Raw genomic sequence first — 15,337 nt, 5'->3', positions numbered from 1 at the left:
CGGTCGCCAAACCGTCCCAGGCGCAAATCATCCATCATCAATTCTCCTGCTCTCCAGCATGAGAATCAGAACTGCTTTCCATAAGCAATTCTAAATGTGTGAATGCCATAGCCCCAGCGGGGAGAAGGTGGCGGCAGCCGGATGAGGGGCTAACGGCACGCCGCCAACAATATGCCCAAACACCTACCGCTTCGGCGCCACCAGGCAGAAGAAAGCACCCTGCGGGTCTGTAGCCTGAATGATCCAGCTGCCGCCGGGGACTTCCATCGGGCCGTTGACGACTTTGCCGCCGCCTGACGTGACGCGCTCTATCGCTGCATCGATGGCCGGTACGTTGAAATAGTAGCACCAGAAGGTCATCGGCATTTCCGCAGGCTTGGTCATCATGCCGCCGATCTGCCTCCCGCCGTGCGAGAAGAGATGATAGACGCCCATCGGACCCATGTCGAAATCGCTGTCCTTCTTCCAGCCGAACAGCCTGGAATAGAAGGCCATCGCCTCCTCCCCATTACCGGCGTAGAGTTCGTGCCAGCCGATGTTGCCGGGCGCGTCGAAGGCCAGTTCCGGCCAGGTTTGTTCCATCGGCGCTGGCGTCATGATGCAGAGCACCGCGCCATGGGGATCGGCCACGACGGCGAAGCGGCCGATGGTCGGGATATCCTCCGGCGGACGACGGACCGAACCGCCATTGGCGGCAAAATCCCTGGCCGACTGGTCGACGTCGTCGACGCCGACATAACCCGTCCAGTTCGGGGGAATGCCCTGCCCCTCCAGTTCGGCCGGAAATTCCATCAGGCCGGCGACGCCAATGCCGTTCGCCTCGAAAATCGTATAGGTGGGCATGCCCTCGACCTTCATTTCGGAGGTCGTCCAGCCGACGACCGAACTGTAGAATTTCGCGGCGGCTGACGTGTCGGGCGTCATCAGCTCGCACCAGATGAATTTTCCATGCGTCTCAGACATCAAACTCTCCCATTTTTCGACGTTTGGCGCGATCGTTGTCAGATCTTGCGGGCGTAATGCGCTTCCATGAACTGCTTCCACGAGCCGTCGGCCTGCCTGACGCTGGACGTGAAGGTACGGTGATCGGCATCGACGAAGGTGATGCTTTCGCGGTAATCGGCGAGCCCATCGCCACTGAAATCAGGCCCCGTGGTATAGAGATCGAGCACGTTGCCGGGTGCATCGACCTCGCCTTCGTAGACCCACATAAAGTCCATCATGCTGCCGATCCAGCTTCCGACATATTTGCCTTTCTCGGCGTTGTAGCCGAGCGTCAGGACGGTGGTGGCCTCCTTGCCATCGGGCATGCGGCCGCTCCCTTCGGCAACGAACCAGATGCCGTGCAGCGAGCGGACGGTTTCCGTCCAATCGCCGCCGCCCGTCATGTCGGGTGCGGTGACCGTCCATGTCCCGAGCAGTCTTTCCAGGAAAGAATGTTCCTTCAGCACTTCAGCAGTCTTCATCATCCTTCTCCCTTGGCTGATGCTGGCGTTTGTTTCCGCATTGCTGAGAACATGATGGCGTCCGAAAAACGCTGCAGGCCCTTCGGCATCATGCTCCGGCTCAGTGACAGCAGGATGGCGCCTTCTGGGCCTCCTCATATTCGTCATGGCGGCGCACGAAGTTCATCGTGGTGTCCTCGTTACGGCCTTTCGGAGCGCGGTCGAGGATCATCAGCGTGCCGATCAGTTCTTCCGGCCCGCGGGCATAACTCGAATAGGTATGGAAGACCTCACCCTTTTCGTTGCGGTAGAAAGCGCTGAGGCCCGGAAGCTCGTCATGGGCGTCAGCCGGTTCCATCGGAGTGAAATTGTAAAAGACTTTGTCTTTGGCAAGATCCTCCGGGCTGAAAGAAACGTGATAATCGAAATTGAAATCGCTGCCGAAGGAGGAGACCCAGGGAAATTTCCACCCCATGCGCCGTTTGTAGGCAGCGATCTTGTCCAGCGGCGCGCGTGAAACGGCGACCCAGGTGACGTCGTGATGGTTCAGATGCGGCAGGGCGCCATCGACGTGATCCGACAGGAAGGAGCAGCCGGTGCAGCCGGCATCCCAATCCGGACCAAGCATGAAATGGTAGATCAGCAACTGGCTGCGGCCCTCGAAGAGATCGGCGAGCGACTTCTTCCCTTCGGACGTTTCGAAGACGTAGTCCTTGTCGACCTTCACCCAGGGCAACGCCAAGCGCGCGGCATTGATGCTGTCGCGCAGCCTCGTCGCTTCCTTTTCCTTCAACAGCAGGGCGCGGCGAGCCTCGAGCCATTGCTCGCGGGAAACAACCTCATTCTGCATGGGATGCGCCCTCCTCCGGCGCTGGCCGGTGAAGCCGGCTCATCTCCTTCTCCTTGACTAAATAGATTGATATCAATAGAAATTGAGCATGTCAAATTCGATCGAGATTCCCTTTTCCACGACGCTGATGGTGCGCGACACCTGCCTCTGCCTGCATGTGCAGCGGGCCGCCCGCGCGCTTGCGCGGCTGTTCGACGATGCGTTGAGACCAGTCGGGCTGACGAACGGACAATTTTCCCTGATGATGTCGCTGAACCGGCCGGAGCCGCCGCCAATGGGGCCGGTCGCCGCCCTGCTCGCCATGGACCAGACGACCTTGACGGCCGCCCTGAAGCCGCTTCAGCGCAGAGGCTGGGTGAAGGTGATGGAAAACCCTAGAGACAGGCGCGGCCGGCTGCTCAGCCTGACGGCCGAAGGCAAGGATGTGCTCGCAAAAGCGCTGCCGATCTGGAAAAGCACACATGCGGCGATCGACGGCAAGCTGCCAGACACCGCGCGGCTGCGACAGGATCTGCAGGCATTGTCATAGATGTCAGGCGAAATATCGAAAGCGGCGGCTTATCGGCAACAGCCAAACAAGGCTTACACGCAACCTTTTTTCACGCTGATCCCGCAATCTCGGATTGCGCCGTCCGGCGGGAAACGCGGCAGCCGATCGGCTGCCGCGTTTTAGAACAGATCAGGCAACCGTGACCGGAACTTCGGTCGAAGTGCGCATGGCATGGCTGTACGGGCAGACGATATGGGCTGCAGCGGCGAGCTTTTCGGCCGTTTCGCGGTCGACACCGGGAATATTGACCGTCAGCGCCACTTCGATGCCGAAGCCGCCGCCATCTTCACGCGGGCCGATGCCGACCTTGGCGGAGACCGTCGTGTCCTCGGGAATCTTGACCTTCTGCTGGCCCGCGACAAATTTCAGGGCACCGAGGAAGCAGGCGGAGTAGCCGGCGGCAAAGAGCTGTTCGGGATTAGTGCCGGTCGCGCCGTCGCCGCCGAGCTCCTTCGGGACGGTCAGCGTCACGTCCAGAACGCCGTTGTCGGAAACGGCGCGGCCTGCGCGGCCGCCGGTGGCAGAGGCTTTGGTCGTATAGAGAATAGGCATGACGATCTCCTTTGGTTGACCCAACGATGGGGTTGGATTTTTAGTATCGCACAATTAAATTGTACGCAAGTGAATTTTGCAAATTGCATTTCGAAATCGGAAAGAGGACAATCGGCGCCTCGGGGATGACGGATATGAAAGCGCAGACGAAAAAGACGATGGAGATACCGCAGGAGGAAAAGCGGCTGGAAAAGCAGCTGTGTTTCGCAGTCTATGCGACGGCGCATGCTTTCACCCGCGCCTACAAGCCTATTCTGGAGAGGGTCGGCCTTACCTATCCGCAATATCTGGTGATGCTGGTGCTCTGGGAACGCAGCGAACTGCCGGTGAAGACGATCGGCGAACAGCTGGACCTCGATTCCGGCACGCTATCGCCGCTCTTGAAACGGCTGGAGCAAAGCGGCCTCATCAAGCGCATCCGCGACCTGCGCGACGAACGGCAGGTGATCGTGTCGCTGACGCCGAAGGGTCAGGCGATGAAGGGAGAGATCGATACGATCATGACGGCGATCGGCGAAGCCGTAGGCTGTACGCTGGAGGAAATGGCAGGGATGCGCGACATGCTGCATCGGCTGCGGGACAATCTCGGTCGGGCCGGCACGGGCGGCGGCGGCTGAAGGCAGCGCCGGAGACAATCCTATCGGTGGTCAGGGTCGCCGTGAAGGCGATTTGGCCGGCGACCGCCGCTTCTTTGCGGGCGCCGTTTCGGGTTCGGCCTCGGCTGCCTGCTGCAGGCGCAGCGCTCTCAGCTTCTCCGTCTTCTTCTCGCGGGCCGAGGCCTCGGCCTCGATGATGGCGCGCGCCGTGTGATCGGTGGCCTCCGCCTTGTCGCGAGGCGAAAGCTTGGCGGGATTGAAGAATTCTCCCTTGGTGGCGGTCATGTGCCCCTTTCTGAGGTGATGGCAATGCTTCAGCCATTACTCCGCGCGTGAAAAACCACGATTCCACGGTCGACCGTGATTCCACGGTCGGGATTAGCGGGCGCGGAGGGTCTTCTTCGGTGCCGGCAGCAGGCCTTCACGCTGCATCTGCTTGCGGGCGAGCTTGCGCTGGCGGCGAATGGCCTCGGCCTTTTCACGAGCGCGTTTCTCGGACGGCTTTTCAAAAGCGCTGCGCGCCTTCATTTCCCGGAACAAGCCTTCCCGCTGCATCTTCTTCTTGAGCACGCGGAGCGCCTGATCGACATTGTTATCCCTGACGAGTACCTGCAAAACGATATCCTTCCTGTTGGCGATAAGGCCGCGCTATCAATAATGAAATCATGATCTTCTGCTCGAAAGCTTCAGGATCGGCTCGGCGGTCAAAATAAAAAGGCCGGGCGTGGACCCGACCTCTTACAGTCACTCAGCCCGCTGCTGGTAGGTGCTCAGCACGGACAAACGACAAATCATGCGGCCTGAAGGTTATCAGCCGAATTCTTGCCGGACCTCTTATCGCGGACGAGATCGTAGCTGACCTTCTGGCCTTCGGTGAGTTCCCGCATACCGGCACGCTCAACCGCCGAGATATGGACGAAAACGTCCGTGGAACCATCATCGGGCTGGATGAAGCCATAGCCCTTGGTGCCATTGAACCACTTGACGACGCCTGAATTCATAACGATCTCCTTATCAACCGTTTAAGTGCAGCCGGGGCAGGATGTCCGCCGGCAATATCGATGTTGAGACGAGATCTGACGAAGCGCTTCAGCGCAGCGCGTGGACAAAGGTCACAAGCAATATTCGATACGCCCCATGTAGGTCATTCATCGAATTAAGCAATGCTATTTCGAAAATAAAATCGTCGGCAGACGGATGGAGGACAGCGCTTGTCAGCGGAAAATCGGGCGAGACGGCCGGATCGCGGCCGCCTCGGCGACATTTTACTGCCAGACGACGATCGGCGCTTTTGTCGGGACTCGATCGTAGAGATCGATGATATCCTGGTTCATCAGCCGGACGCAGCCTGATGAAACGGCCTTGCCGATCGAGCGCCAGTCCGGATTGCCGTGCAGGCGGTAGAGCGTATCCTCTCCATTCGAGAAGATGTAGAGCGCGCGGGCGCCGAGCGGGTTCTTCAGGCCCGGCTCCATGCCGCCGTTCTCGATCGAATATTTGACGAGCTCCGGCTGGCGGGCGACCATCTCGTTCGGCGGCTTCCAGCGCGGCCATTTCTGACGCCACTGAATGACGCCCGAACCCTGCCAGGCGAAACCTTCGCGGCCGATGCCGACGCCGTAGCGCATCGCCATGCCGTCCCTCTCGACGAGGTAGAGGAAACGCGACGGAGTATCGACGACGATGGTGCCGGGACGCTGTCCGGTGGGGTCGACGACCCGCTGGCGATAATAGCGCGGATCGATCTGCTCGTAGGGCACGGCGGGGATGAGGAAGCCGCCGTCTTCGACGGGACCGTACATGACGGCAAGTTCGGCGTCGCTCGGCACGCTCGACGTCCCCATGGACTGGAACAGGCGAACGGGCGAGCGGTAGATGATCCTCGTATCGCCTGACGTCACCGTGTTGGCCGAGGAGGCGCAGCCGGTGAGCGCGGAGGCCGCGGTCACCGCAGACAAGGAAAGAAAATTGCGGCGGGAGAGATGTCTATCGAAGCTCATGACGCGGGACTGAGTTCCTGTTGATGCGAAAGCCGAACGAAGCACCTGGTAACCGGTGATTCGTCCAATGCCGATAACGACAAGAAAAGATCTATCGGCTTGCGCCAAATAAACCATAGCTTCACGCAGACGTGTCCGGCTGCAGGCGGACAAATGGGTAGCGCTGTTGCAGCGCTACATCACAACGATCTCGGCCTTAGCGGGAACGCGGTTATAGAGATCGATGACATCCTGATTGAGCATGCGCACGCAGCCTGATGAAGTGGCCTTGCCGATCGACTGCCAGTCGGGCGTGCCGTGGATGCGGTAGAGCGTATCCTGGCCGTCCTTGAAGATATACATGGCGCGTGCACCGAGCGGATTTTGAAGGCCCGGATTCATGCCGCCGTTTTCCGCTGCGAAAGGACGAACCTCGGGCTGGCGCGAGACCATTTCCACCGGCGGCGTCCAGCGCGGCCATTTCTGCTTCCACTGAATGACGCCGCGGCCGGACCAGGCGTAACCGTCACGTCCGAGGCCGACGCCGTAGCGCATCGCCTTGCCATTGCCCTCGACGAAATAGAGGAACCGCGACTTGGTATCGATGACCACGGTGCCGGGGCGCTCGGTCGTTTGATAATCGACTTCCTGGCGCAGGAACTGCGGCTGCACACGGCTGACCGGGATCGACGGCAGGGTGAAATCCTCGTCGCGCTGCTCGCCATACATCGCCGCATGCACGGGATTGGAGACCGGCAGGCCATAGGTCTGGTGGAACTGGGTCTTGTAGAGTTCACGCGTCTGCGGCACCGGCTGATCGGGAATCGGCCGCACCCGGCGCGGATCGACACCCGGCGGCTGATAGAACACCGGCGAGGTTTCCTGCACGAAGCGGGCGGGCGAATCGGCGGCGACATCGGGGACGAGGATGTTGCAGCCGCTCAGCGACGCGACAACGATCACAAGCCCGGCAATCGGGAAAACCCGGCGCAGAAAATTCATGGAACCACCCTTATCAACGATCGGCGAGACAGCGATATCTGTCCCGACAATGGCATCCGCGGCTGGCGTGAGGCTTGTGTTGAGGCGGAAAGAGCAAGATCAGGAAACAATGAACCCGCCGTCGCTGTCAGCGGAGGCGGGTTCACAGGATCAATCATCCATTACGCTGGGCCCGGCCGGCAAGCTCACGCCGCCACTCCATGGAAGAACCGGATGCTCTGTTCGATCTCGGCCGGCAGCGCCGAGGTGTGATTGCCGGCGACGGTGTCGGTTTCAATATGGATGCCGGCGGCGCGGGCGCGCCGCGCAAGCAGATCGGCGCGATCGTTGAAATGGGCCTCTTCGGTGCCGTGGACGACACGGACCGGGCATTTGAAGCTATGGGCATAACACAGCGCCGAGCGCACTTCGAATTCGTGCGTATCGCTGTCGTCGAAGCGGATATCCTCGGGATAGCGATTGAAGAAGCGGAAGGCGTTCGGATTGCCGGAAATCGGCGCGGCGGCGCGGAATTTATGCGTGCTCATCGCCGCCAGCATGGTCAGCGTGCCGCCGATGCTGTGGCCGGCGATGAAGACGCGCTGAGAATCGACGCCCGGCAGGTGGGCCAGGCGCTCGGTGGCGGCGAGAACGTCGTCGACCTCGTCGTAGAAGCCTGAGAAATTGCCCATCTGGCCGTTTTCGCCGCGCAGCGACGGCATCATCACGACATAACCGGCATCCATATAGGGCTTCATCAGCTGCCAGTGGCCGACACCCATGGCATTGCCGCCGTGGAGGAAAAGCACGGCGGGCTTGGCCGTGCGCTCGCGCTTGTATTTGGACACCCAGGCCGCCAGTTCGAGTTCGCCTCCGTAACCGGAGCGGTAGAAGATCTTGTCGGCGTCGGCGGGCGCATTCAACGGTTCGTACTTGTCGGGCGCCGGCCCCTTTTTCAGCAGCTTCGTGTGGAAATGGCGGCGGACCGCGGCGTAGTCGTGCTTGGCAAGGCGCGGCTCGTCCGGGACGTCGAAAGCCGCCGCGATGCGCGGCAGGACGAGCGCGCCGGCGAGACCGGCCAGCACGGCCCGGCGTTGGCGGAAAAAGGAATTTCGTTCATGCGAGCTCATAACGCAGCACCCAAATCATTTCCCCGGCCCCACAAGATTTGCACCGGAAGAGCGATGCCGCCAATACACATCCTGTTGAAAATATCGCACTGCGGCATTGTCGCGCAGGGGATGCCTGATCACTCCGACTTGGCGTCGATCATGGCGATCAGCGTGCGCAGCCTGTCGGCCTCGTATGAAGGCTTGTCGGGACGAAGACGGGCGATGCGGGGAAAGCGCATCGCGACGCCCGATTTGTGCCGCGTCGAACGGTTGATGCCTTCGAAGGCCACTTCGACGACGAAGCCGAAATCCTTGTCGGCACGCACGGCGCGCACCGGGCCGAAGCGCTCGGTGGTATTGTTGCGCACGAACTTGTCGAGCAGCTCCAGTTCGGCATCGGTGAAACCGAAATAGGCCTTGCCGACGGGGACCAGCTGTTCGCCGTCCTCATCATCGGCCCAGACGCCGAAGGTGAAATCGGAATAATAGCTGGAGCGCTTGCCGTGGCCGCGCTGGGCATACATCAGCACCGCATCGACATTAAAGGGATTGCGCTTCCACTTGAACCAAGGCCCCTTCATACGACCGGCCTGGTAGATGCTGTCGCGACGCTTGATCATCACGCCCTCGATGACGGGATCGGGCGGGGCGGCGCGCAGATCGTCGAGCTCTTGCCAGGACGAAAAGGGAACGAGCGGCGACAGATCGAAACGGTCGTGGGGCGCGCGCTCGATGATCTCAGCCAGGCGGTCGCGGCGATCGACATAGGTGCGGCCGCGGACATCCTCTTCGCGATCGAAGAGCAGGTCATAGGCGCGGATGAAGGCCGGGTAGTCGTCGAGCATCTTCGCCGTCACCGTCTTGCGGTTCAGGCGCTGCTGCAGATCGGAGAAGGTGCGGGTCGGGCTGTTCGATCGCGCGGTGCCGCCGACCAGCAGTTCTCCGTCGATCACGCCGGAAAAATCGATCGCCTCGAGAACATCGGGAAAGGCGCCTGAAATGTCGTCGCCGGAGCGGGAATAAATCTTGCGCCGGTCGCCGGAACGGGAGAGCTGGACGCGGATACCGTCCCACTTCCATTCGGCCGCATAATCGGCCGGATCGAGACTGTCGAGATCGCCCTCCTCCACCGCATTGGCGAGCATGACGGAATGGAAGATCGCCGGCGTCGCCAGCACCGGCTTTTCGCCGCCGCCCGCCAGCCATTCGAACAATGTCTCGTAAGGCGGCTGCAAGCCATGCCAGAGGGTTTCGATCTCGGTGACGTCCTTGCCGCCGAGATCAGCGAGCGCCTGCTTGGCGAGGCGGGCCGATACGCCGATGCGCATGGCGCCGGTCGCAAGCTTGATGAAGGCGAAACGGCCGGAAGAATCCAGCCGGTCGAGGAGGTCGCGCACGAAGCTGCGCACTTCGGTGCGGCCGAGCGCATTCATGCGGGTGACGACCTCGCCGAGACGCGGCTGGGCAAGCGCCGATCGGTCTATATCCCTCTCATTGTCCCAAACCAGCGAGATGGTTTCGGCGAGATCGCCGACATAGTCGTAGGAATAGCGGAACAGCACTTCATCCATGCGCTCCAGCACCAGTTCGCGCAGCATGGCGGGCTTGACGTTGCGAACCTCCAGCGTACCGGCAATGGCGGCGAGGCCGTAGCCGCGGTCGGGGTCCGGCGTGTCGCGGAAATAATCAGTGAGCAGCTTCAGCTTGCCGTTGCGGCTGGGGGTCAGGACCAGGCGGTCGAGGAGGTCGGCGAAGGCTTTCATCGGCGCCTCCTGCCGTGGAGAAAAGACCCCTCCCCAACCCCTCCCCACAGGTGGGAGGGGCTAAGCTGCGGCACCGCCTCGCTCCAAAGCAACGTTGCTGCATGCCGGACCGTCAGGAATGGAATGCGATGGGCGCGAGGCGGCAGCCCCTCCCCCTTGTGGGGAGGGGTTGGGGAGGGGTTTTCAGCAGCAAACTCCATCTTCAATCCCCTTCATCCTCATAGCCCACCAGATGCAGCGGTTTGGCCTTGATGCCCTGCAGCTGGCACCAGCGCACCAGCGCTTCTTCGCGGCCATGCGTCACCCAGACCTCGGCCGGGTGCAGTTCGCGGATCGTTTCCGTCAGTTCCGGCCAGTCGCAATGATCGGAAATGACCAGCGGCAGTTCGACGCCGAGCTGCTTGGCGCGCTGGCGCACCATCATCCAGCCGGAGGCGAAGGCCGGCAGCGGCTCGTTGAAGCGCCGGGCCCAGCGGTCGGCGAAGGCCGATGACGGGCCGATGACGACGGCGCCCCTGAAGGCGGATTTGTCGCGGCTCTCGATCGTCGCCGGCAGCAGCTCGCCGAGATCGATGCCCTGCGCGACGTAATAGTCACAGAGCTTTTCCATGGCGCCATGGATATAGATCGGCTCGGCATATCCGGCATCGCGCAGCAGGCGGATGACGCGCTGCGCCTTGCCGAGCGCATAGGCGCCGATGAGATGGGTGCGCTCGGGAAATTGCCGTAGCGACGCCAGCAGCTTGCCGGTTTCATCCATGGGGTCGGGATGATGGAAGACCGGAAGGCCGAAGGTCGCCTCGGTGATGAAGACATCACAGGGAACCGGAACATAGGCCGTGCAGGTCGGGTCGGGGCGACGCTTGTAGTCGCCCGAGACGACGATGCGGGTGCCGTTCTTTTCGACGGCGATCTGGGCCGAACCGAGCACATGGCCGGCGGGGTGGAAGCTCACCTTGACGCCGTTCACCCACAGTTCCTCGCCGAAGGAAACTGCCTGCTCGCTGGCGCAGAAACCCTCGCCATAGCGCAGGCGCATGATATCGAGCGTTTGGCGCGTGGCGAGCACATTCACATGCCCCGGCCGTGCGTGATCCGAATGTCCGTGCGTGATGAGCGCCCGCTCGACCGGGCGCACCGGGTCGACGTAAAAACCGCCCTCCGGACAGTAGAGCCCCTCCGGGGCAGGATAAAGCAGCGCGTCAGCTCTCATGAAACGAGAGATAGCGGGAAATGGGCGCGAGGCCAGAGGCCGCCGTCTTCATCAAGAGATCCCGTCGAGGAAGGATTGCACCGCGGCGTTGAACTGCGACGGCCGCTGCAACGGCGCGAAATGGCTGACCCCAGGCAGGTAGATCATCTGCGCATTGGGAATGCTGCGGGCGAGATATTCCGCATGGTCCGGCTTGATGAACTCGTCGTGCTCGCCGAGCACGATTGCGACCGGCACGCGGATTTTGGCCAAGTCGGAGGCATCACAATTCGGCTCCGTCCGCATCATCAGGCTAACCGCCTCGACGAACGCGCCGAAGTCGTCAGGCGTGGCCGACAATGCCGCATAATCCTTGGCATGCCTGCCGAAACAGCGGTCGATGACCGGGCTCGGAACGAATTCCAGCGTGCCGCTCGGGTCCATGTTGCAGGCGAAGAAGAAGATGCCCTCAATGCGTGAGGGCGCCGTCATCGCGAGGATCAGGGCGATGCAGGCGCCGTCGCTCCAGCCGACGACGGCCGCCTTTTCCAAATGCAGTTCGTCCATGACGGCGAGGACGTCCGCGGCCATCAGTTCATAGCTATAGGGACGGGAATCACGGCTGCTTCGGCCATGGCCGCGGCTGTCGACGAGCACGATGCGGCGGCCGCTGCGAACGAGCGCCGGCACCTGATAGCCCCAGTTGCCGCTATGGCCGAGGCCGCCATGCAGCAGGATGACCGCAGGGCCGGCGCCGTAGGTCGCATACCATATGCGGGCGCCGTCATGTTCGAGATGACCTTCCACGGCGGCCGGCGGCAAGGGAGCCGCGCCATGCGCTTCAAAATGGGTGAGTTCGTCGTCGCGTGGTTCCATGAGAGAGGTCCTGCCCTGCGAATAAACCGATGGCATAGAAAAGCCGGAAAAGAGCCTAAGAACAACCGGAATCGCTTTCTAGCCCTTGCACGTTTAACGCGATCAGGGGGAATGACATTGGGCAGGAAGCTTCTCATTTGCGCGGCGACGGTTGCGGTCGCCGGCACAGGCATCTATCTCAACAACACCAGCCTGCTGGCGGAGCATCGGCCTGGAAAGCCGGAACTGCTCGCCCACCGCGGCATCGCCCAGCGGTTCGACGAGACCGATCTGAAGAACGACACCTGCACGGCCGCGCGCATGCTGCCGCCGAAGCACGATTATCTGGAAAACACGATTCCGTCGATGCAGGCAGGCTTTGCCGCCGGCGCCGATATCGTCGAGATCGACGTGCACCCGACGACCGACGGCGAGTTCGCCGTCTTTCACGACTGGACGCTCGATTGCCGCACCGATGGACACGGCGTCACGCGCGAGCATTCGATGGCGGAGATGAAGACGCTCGACATCGGCTATGGCTACACCGCAGATGGCGGCAAGACCTTTCCCTTCCGCGGCAAGGGCATCGGCATGATGCCGACGCTTGCCGAGGTGCTTTCGGCCTTTCCCGACCGGCGTTTCCTCATCAACGTCAAGAGCCGCGATCCTTCCGAAGGGGAAAAACTGGCCGCTGTGCTCAACGGGCTTTCCAGCGAGCGGCGGGCGGAGATCATCGTCTATGGCGGCGACGAGCCGATCGATATGGTGCGCCGGCTCGTGCCCGATATCAGGACGGCCTCGCGCAAGAGCCTGAAGGGCTGCCTGCTCGGCTATATCGGCTATGGCTGGACGGGTCTCATGCCGGAGGACTGCAAACATCGGATGATGCTGGTGCCGGTCAATATCGCGCCGTGGCTCTGGGGCTGGCCGGACCGTTTCCTCAACCGGATGGAGGATGCCGGAACGGAGGTCTTCGTGATCGGCCCCTATCGCGGCAGCGATTTTTCCACCGGCATCGACGATCCCGCGCAACTGGCGCGGCTGCCGCAGGACTATGCGGCAGGCATATGGACGAACGAGATCGAGGCGATCGGCAAGCTTGTCAAATAGAGCTCAGAGATTGCCTGCTTTGAGCAATGCGGCAATCTCGTCAGGAGAAACCGGCTTCGAGAAGCGGTAGCCTTGCGCCTCCTCGCAGCGTGCCTGGCGCAGAAAATCCAGCTGGGCGTCGGTCTCCACACCTTCGGCGAGAACCGAAAGCTTCAGCGTCTGCGCCAGCGAAATGACGGCCGAGACGATGGCGACGGCGGTCTTGTCACCCGGCAGGGCTTCGACCAGCGAACGGTCCATCTTCAGGCGGTCGAAGGGGAAGGTCTTCAGCGCCGCGAGACTGGAATAGCCGGAACCGAAATCGTCGATCGACAGGCGCACGCCAAGCGCACGCAGCGATTCCATCATGGCGAGCGCGCGTTCGGCATCATGCATCACCACGCTCTCGGTGACCTCCAACTCCAGCCAATGGGACTGCAGGCCGTGACGCTCAAGCGCTTCGGCGACGTGAGCCGTGAAATCCGGATCGGCGAACTGCTTGGCGGAGACATTGACGGCGATCGTCATCGGCGTCAGCCCCATATCCTGCCAGCGGCGGGCCTGACGGCACGCCTCGTTCAGCACCCAGAGACCGAGGGGGACGATGAGGCCCGTCTCTTCGGCGAGCGGAATGAAATTGACCGGCGGCACCCTGCCCTTTGCCGGATGGTTCCAGCGTACCAGCGCCTCGAGCCCGGTGATGCGGCCTGTGGCGACATCGACCTGCGGCTGGTATTCCAGGAAAAGCTGGTTGCCGGTGATCGCCTGGTGCAGTTCCTCCCGCTCACTGAGCGGCATCCCGACTGGCGTGCTGCCGACGCCATCGTGATATTGCAACGTGCTGCGGCCGAGTTCCTTGGCTCGGTACATGGCGCGGTCGGCATTGGCGAGAAGTTCCTCCGACGTCACACCATCGAAGGGGAAGGAGGCGACGCCGATGCTCGACGTGACGATGAACTCGCCTTCCTCGCCGTGGACCGGCCGATTGATCGCCTTCTGCAACTCGCGAAGGCGGCGCATGATGCCGGCATCATGGCTCGACTGGTGGACGAGAACGACAAGGAATTCGTCTCCGCCGAGACGCACAACCATATCCGAAGCCCGCACGCTGTTGACCATGCGCACCGCGATCTCCTTCAGCACCTCGTCGCCGGCGGCATGGCCGCGACCGTCGTTGACGTCCTTGAAGTTGTCGAGATCGATATAGGCGACGGTGACCTTGCGATTGTTGCGCCGGGCCTGGTCGAGGATATTGGCCAGCCGCTCCTTCAGGAAAGCACGGTTCGGCAGGCCCGTCAGATCGTCATGATGGGCCATGAAATGGATGCGGTCATCGACGCGCTTGCGCTCGATGGCGATGCCGGCGATGTGGGTGGCGAGCGCCACCAGCTTCGTCTCGTGCTCGCTCGGCCGGCGGACTTCCTTCGAATAGAGTGCGAAGGTGCCGAGCACGTTGTTCTTCGAAGTAGCGATCGGCGTCGACCAGCAGGAGCGGAAACCGAAGGGCGCGACCAGTGCGCGAAAATCCTCCCAGAGCGGATCGCTCATCACATCTTCGACGATGACAGTCTGGCCCCGCCAAACGGCGGTGCCGCAGGAGCCGACCTTGGGGCCGATCGTGACGCCGTCGATGAGGCGGCTGTAGCCGCCGGGCAGATTGGGAGCAGCACCGTGATAAAGCCTGGTGCCCTCGCCGTCGAGCAACAGCACCGACCCGTCGATGCCGGTCAATTGCGCCTCGATCATCAGCACGAGCGCCTCGAGGATCATCGGCAGCGGCTCGTTGCGGGCGATCATTTCAAGCAGGTTCGCCTGGCCGCGATAAAGATCCTCCTGCAGCTTGCGCTCGGTGATGTCGCGGGAAACGCCGATCAGGCCGACGATCTCGCCGCGATCGTTGCGCAGCGGTATCTTCGAGGTCAGCCGGTATATCGGTTTGGCAGCCCCAGGGAGAGCGATCGTCTCCTCCATGTCGATGCGGGCTTCACCCGTCGCCATGATCTGCTGTTCGATGTCGAAGTGGCGGCGAGCCGTCTCGAAATCGAACAGGTCGAAATCGCGCTTGCCGGTGATCTCGGCTGCGCTCTTGAGGCCGAGGCAACTGGCGGTGATGGCATTGGCGAAGACGAAGCGGCTGTCGCGGTCCTTGACGTACAGAAAGTCCGGAAGCTCGTGGACGATCGCCTTGAGGCGCAGATTCTCGATGCCTTCGGAGAGATGGTGGGCAGTCGATGCCATCATTGCCTCCGTCGCGGCCACGATACGGCGCGTTTCAGCGGTCAGGGCATCGGTCGATTCCCATCGCCTGGCACTCAATTCAGGCATGACCCCATTCTCCCCGGCGGCCGAAGGCCGTATCCCGCATAGTCAATG

17 protein-coding genes are annotated in these 15,337 nt (G+C 61.9%); 3 read left to right on the top strand and 14 right to left on the bottom strand.

Annotation, left to right across the window (positions count from 1 at the left end):
- Window positions 1-183: 183 nt before the first annotated feature.
- The 3 genes from ATY78_RS02815 to ATY78_RS02805 all read right to left on the bottom strand — a co-directional run bounded on the left by ATY78_RS02815 (window position 184) and on the right by ATY78_RS02805 (window position 2,295).
- Complete coding sequence (locus ATY78_RS02815; protein ID WP_088680801.1) at window positions 184-963, bottom strand: VOC family protein; 780 nt, start codon at window positions 961-963, stop codon at window positions 184-186.
- Window positions 964-1,001: 38 nt separating this feature from the next.
- Window positions 1,002-1,469, bottom strand: coding sequence for a DUF1579 domain-containing protein (locus ATY78_RS02810; RefSeq protein WP_088680800.1), 468 nt, complete (start codon window positions 1,467-1,469; stop codon window positions 1,002-1,004).
- Between the two features lie 97 nt (window positions 1,470-1,566).
- Entirely contained in the window at window positions 1,567-2,295 is a 729-nt protein-coding gene (locus ATY78_RS02805) for a thioredoxin family protein (RefSeq protein ID WP_088680799.1), read from the bottom strand.
- A gap of 88 nt (window positions 2,296-2,383) precedes the next feature.
- On the opposite strand from ATY78_RS02805, the gene ATY78_RS02800 reads away from it, so the two are divergent.
- Window positions 2,384-2,824 carry a MarR family winged helix-turn-helix transcriptional regulator gene (locus tag ATY78_RS02800; RefSeq protein WP_088680798.1) on the top strand — a complete coding sequence of 147 codons (441 nt, stop codon included), beginning with the start codon at window positions 2,384-2,386 and terminating at the stop codon, window positions 2,822-2,824.
- Window positions 2,825-2,974: 150 nt separating this feature from the next.
- Here the strand turns inward: ATY78_RS02800 and ATY78_RS02795 are convergent, their stop codons facing one another.
- Window positions 2,975-3,397: an organic hydroperoxide resistance protein gene (locus tag ATY78_RS02795; protein ID WP_088680797.1), complete on the bottom strand. Its 423-nt coding sequence runs from the start codon at window positions 3,395-3,397 to the stop codon at window positions 2,975-2,977.
- 125 nt (window positions 3,398-3,522) lie between these two features.
- Here ATY78_RS02795 and ATY78_RS02790 point away from each other — a divergent pair, with 125 nt between their 5' ends.
- The gene (locus ATY78_RS02790; RefSeq protein WP_088680847.1) at window positions 3,523-4,014 is read left to right on the top strand and encodes a MarR family transcriptional regulator; all 492 of its coding nucleotides are present in this window, start codon (window positions 3,523-3,525) and stop codon (window positions 4,012-4,014) included.
- 30 nt (window positions 4,015-4,044) lie between these two features.
- Here the strand turns inward: ATY78_RS02790 and ATY78_RS02785 are convergent, their stop codons facing one another.
- From ATY78_RS02785 to ATY78_RS02745, 9 genes are all read right to left on the bottom strand, one after another.
- Complete coding sequence (locus tag ATY78_RS02785) at window positions 4,045-4,278, bottom strand: hypothetical protein (protein ID WP_088680796.1); 234 nt, start codon at window positions 4,276-4,278, stop codon at window positions 4,045-4,047.
- Between the two features lie 93 nt (window positions 4,279-4,371).
- Window positions 4,372-4,608 carry a 30S ribosomal protein S21 gene (gene rpsU / locus ATY78_RS02780; RefSeq protein WP_088680795.1) on the bottom strand — a complete coding sequence of 79 codons (237 nt, stop codon included), beginning with the start codon at window positions 4,606-4,608 and terminating at the stop codon, window positions 4,372-4,374.
- A 176-nt stretch (window positions 4,609-4,784) separates the two neighbouring features.
- The gene (locus ATY78_RS02775; protein ID WP_088680794.1) at window positions 4,785-4,994 is read right to left on the bottom strand and encodes a cold-shock protein; all 210 of its coding nucleotides are present in this window, start codon (window positions 4,992-4,994) and stop codon (window positions 4,785-4,787) included.
- Window positions 4,995-5,258: 264 nt separating this feature from the next.
- On the bottom strand, window positions 5,259-5,993 hold the full coding sequence (locus tag ATY78_RS02770) for a L,D-transpeptidase (RefSeq protein WP_088680793.1): 735 nt from the start codon (window positions 5,991-5,993) through the stop codon (window positions 5,259-5,261).
- 174 nt (window positions 5,994-6,167) lie between these two features.
- Window positions 6,168-6,974 carry a L,D-transpeptidase gene (locus tag ATY78_RS02765; RefSeq protein ID WP_088680792.1) on the bottom strand — a complete coding sequence of 269 codons (807 nt, stop codon included), beginning with the start codon at window positions 6,972-6,974 and terminating at the stop codon, window positions 6,168-6,170.
- 185 nt (window positions 6,975-7,159) lie between these two features.
- Window positions 7,160-8,083: an alpha/beta fold hydrolase gene (locus tag ATY78_RS02760; RefSeq protein WP_088680791.1), complete on the bottom strand. Its 924-nt coding sequence runs from the start codon at window positions 8,081-8,083 to the stop codon at window positions 7,160-7,162.
- 119 nt (window positions 8,084-8,202) lie between these two features.
- Window positions 8,203-9,828: a cisplatin damage response ATP-dependent DNA ligase gene (locus tag ATY78_RS02755; protein ID WP_088680790.1), complete on the bottom strand. Its 1,626-nt coding sequence runs from the start codon at window positions 9,826-9,828 to the stop codon at window positions 8,203-8,205.
- 202 nt (window positions 9,829-10,030) lie between these two features.
- On the bottom strand, window positions 10,031-11,041 hold the full coding sequence (locus tag ATY78_RS02750) for a ligase-associated DNA damage response exonuclease (RefSeq protein ID WP_088680789.1): 1,011 nt from the start codon (window positions 11,039-11,041) through the stop codon (window positions 10,031-10,033).
- Window positions 11,042-11,092: 51 nt separating this feature from the next.
- Window positions 11,093-11,896, bottom strand: a complete 804-nt coding sequence (locus ATY78_RS02745; RefSeq protein ID WP_088680788.1) for an alpha/beta hydrolase — start codon at window positions 11,894-11,896, stop codon at window positions 11,093-11,095.
- 117 nt (window positions 11,897-12,013) lie between these two features.
- On the opposite strand from ATY78_RS02745, the gene ATY78_RS02740 reads away from it, so the two are divergent.
- Window positions 12,014-12,985, top strand: a complete 972-nt coding sequence (locus ATY78_RS02740) for a glycerophosphodiester phosphodiesterase family protein (RefSeq protein ID WP_190237369.1) — start codon at window positions 12,014-12,016, stop codon at window positions 12,983-12,985.
- 3 nt (window positions 12,986-12,988) lie between these two features.
- Here ATY78_RS02740 and ATY78_RS02735 read toward each other — a convergent pair whose 3' ends face one another.
- Complete coding sequence (locus tag ATY78_RS02735) at window positions 12,989-15,289, bottom strand: GGDEF and EAL domain-containing protein (RefSeq protein ID WP_088680786.1); 2,301 nt, start codon at window positions 15,287-15,289, stop codon at window positions 12,989-12,991.
- Between the last annotated feature and the right edge of the window lie 48 nt (window positions 15,290-15,337).

This window comes from Rhizobium sp. R635 (genome assembly GCF_002211285.1).
GTDB lineage: Bacteria > Pseudomonadota > Alphaproteobacteria > Rhizobiales > Rhizobiaceae > Rhizobium.
This window is presented reverse-complemented; position numbering and strand designations above follow the sequence as displayed.

Coding starts and splice junctions, on each gene's coding strand:
- ATY78_RS02810 (WP_088680800.1), bottom strand. CDS start 1,469: ATGATGAAGACTGCTGAAGTGCTGAAGGAACATTCTTTCCTGGAAAGA.
- ATY78_RS02760 (WP_088680791.1), bottom strand. CDS start 8,083: ATGAGCTCGCATGAACGAAATTCCTTTTTCCGCCAACGCCGGGCCGTG.
- ATY78_RS02765 (WP_088680792.1), bottom strand. CDS start 6,974: ATGAATTTTCTGCGCCGGGTTTTCCCGATTGCCGGGCTTGTGATCGTT.
- ATY78_RS02790 (WP_088680847.1), top strand. CDS start 3,523: ATGACGGATATGAAAGCGCAGACGAAAAAGACGATGGAGATACCGCAG.
- ATY78_RS02815 (WP_088680801.1), bottom strand. CDS start 963: ATGTCTGAGACGCATGGAAAATTCATCTGGTGCGAGCTGATGACGCCC.
- ATY78_RS02805 (WP_088680799.1), bottom strand. CDS start 2,295: ATGCAGAATGAGGTTGTTTCCCGCGAGCAATGGCTCGAGGCTCGCCGC.
- ATY78_RS02735 (WP_088680786.1), bottom strand. CDS start 15,289: ATGCCTGAATTGAGTGCCAGGCGATGGGAATCGACCGATGCCCTGACC.
- ATY78_RS02745 (WP_088680788.1), bottom strand. CDS start 11,896: ATGGAACCACGCGACGACGAACTCACCCATTTTGAAGCGCATGGCGCG.
- ATY78_RS02795 (WP_088680797.1), bottom strand. CDS start 3,397: ATGCCTATTCTCTATACGACCAAAGCCTCTGCCACCGGCGGCCGCGCA.
- ATY78_RS02800 (WP_088680798.1), top strand. CDS start 2,384: ATGTCAAATTCGATCGAGATTCCCTTTTCCACGACGCTGATGGTGCGC.
- ATY78_RS02785 (WP_088680796.1), bottom strand. CDS start 4,278: ATGACCGCCACCAAGGGAGAATTCTTCAATCCCGCCAAGCTTTCGCCT.
- ATY78_RS02755 (WP_088680790.1), bottom strand. CDS start 9,828: ATGAAAGCCTTCGCCGACCTCCTCGACCGCCTGGTCCTGACCCCCAGC.
- ATY78_RS02750 (WP_088680789.1), bottom strand. CDS start 11,041: ATGAGAGCTGACGCGCTGCTTTATCCTGCCCCGGAGGGGCTCTACTGT.
- ATY78_RS02770 (WP_088680793.1), bottom strand. CDS start 5,993: ATGAGCTTCGATAGACATCTCTCCCGCCGCAATTTTCTTTCCTTGTCT.
- ATY78_RS02775 (WP_088680794.1), bottom strand. CDS start 4,994: ATGAATTCAGGCGTCGTCAAGTGGTTCAATGGCACCAAGGGCTATGGC.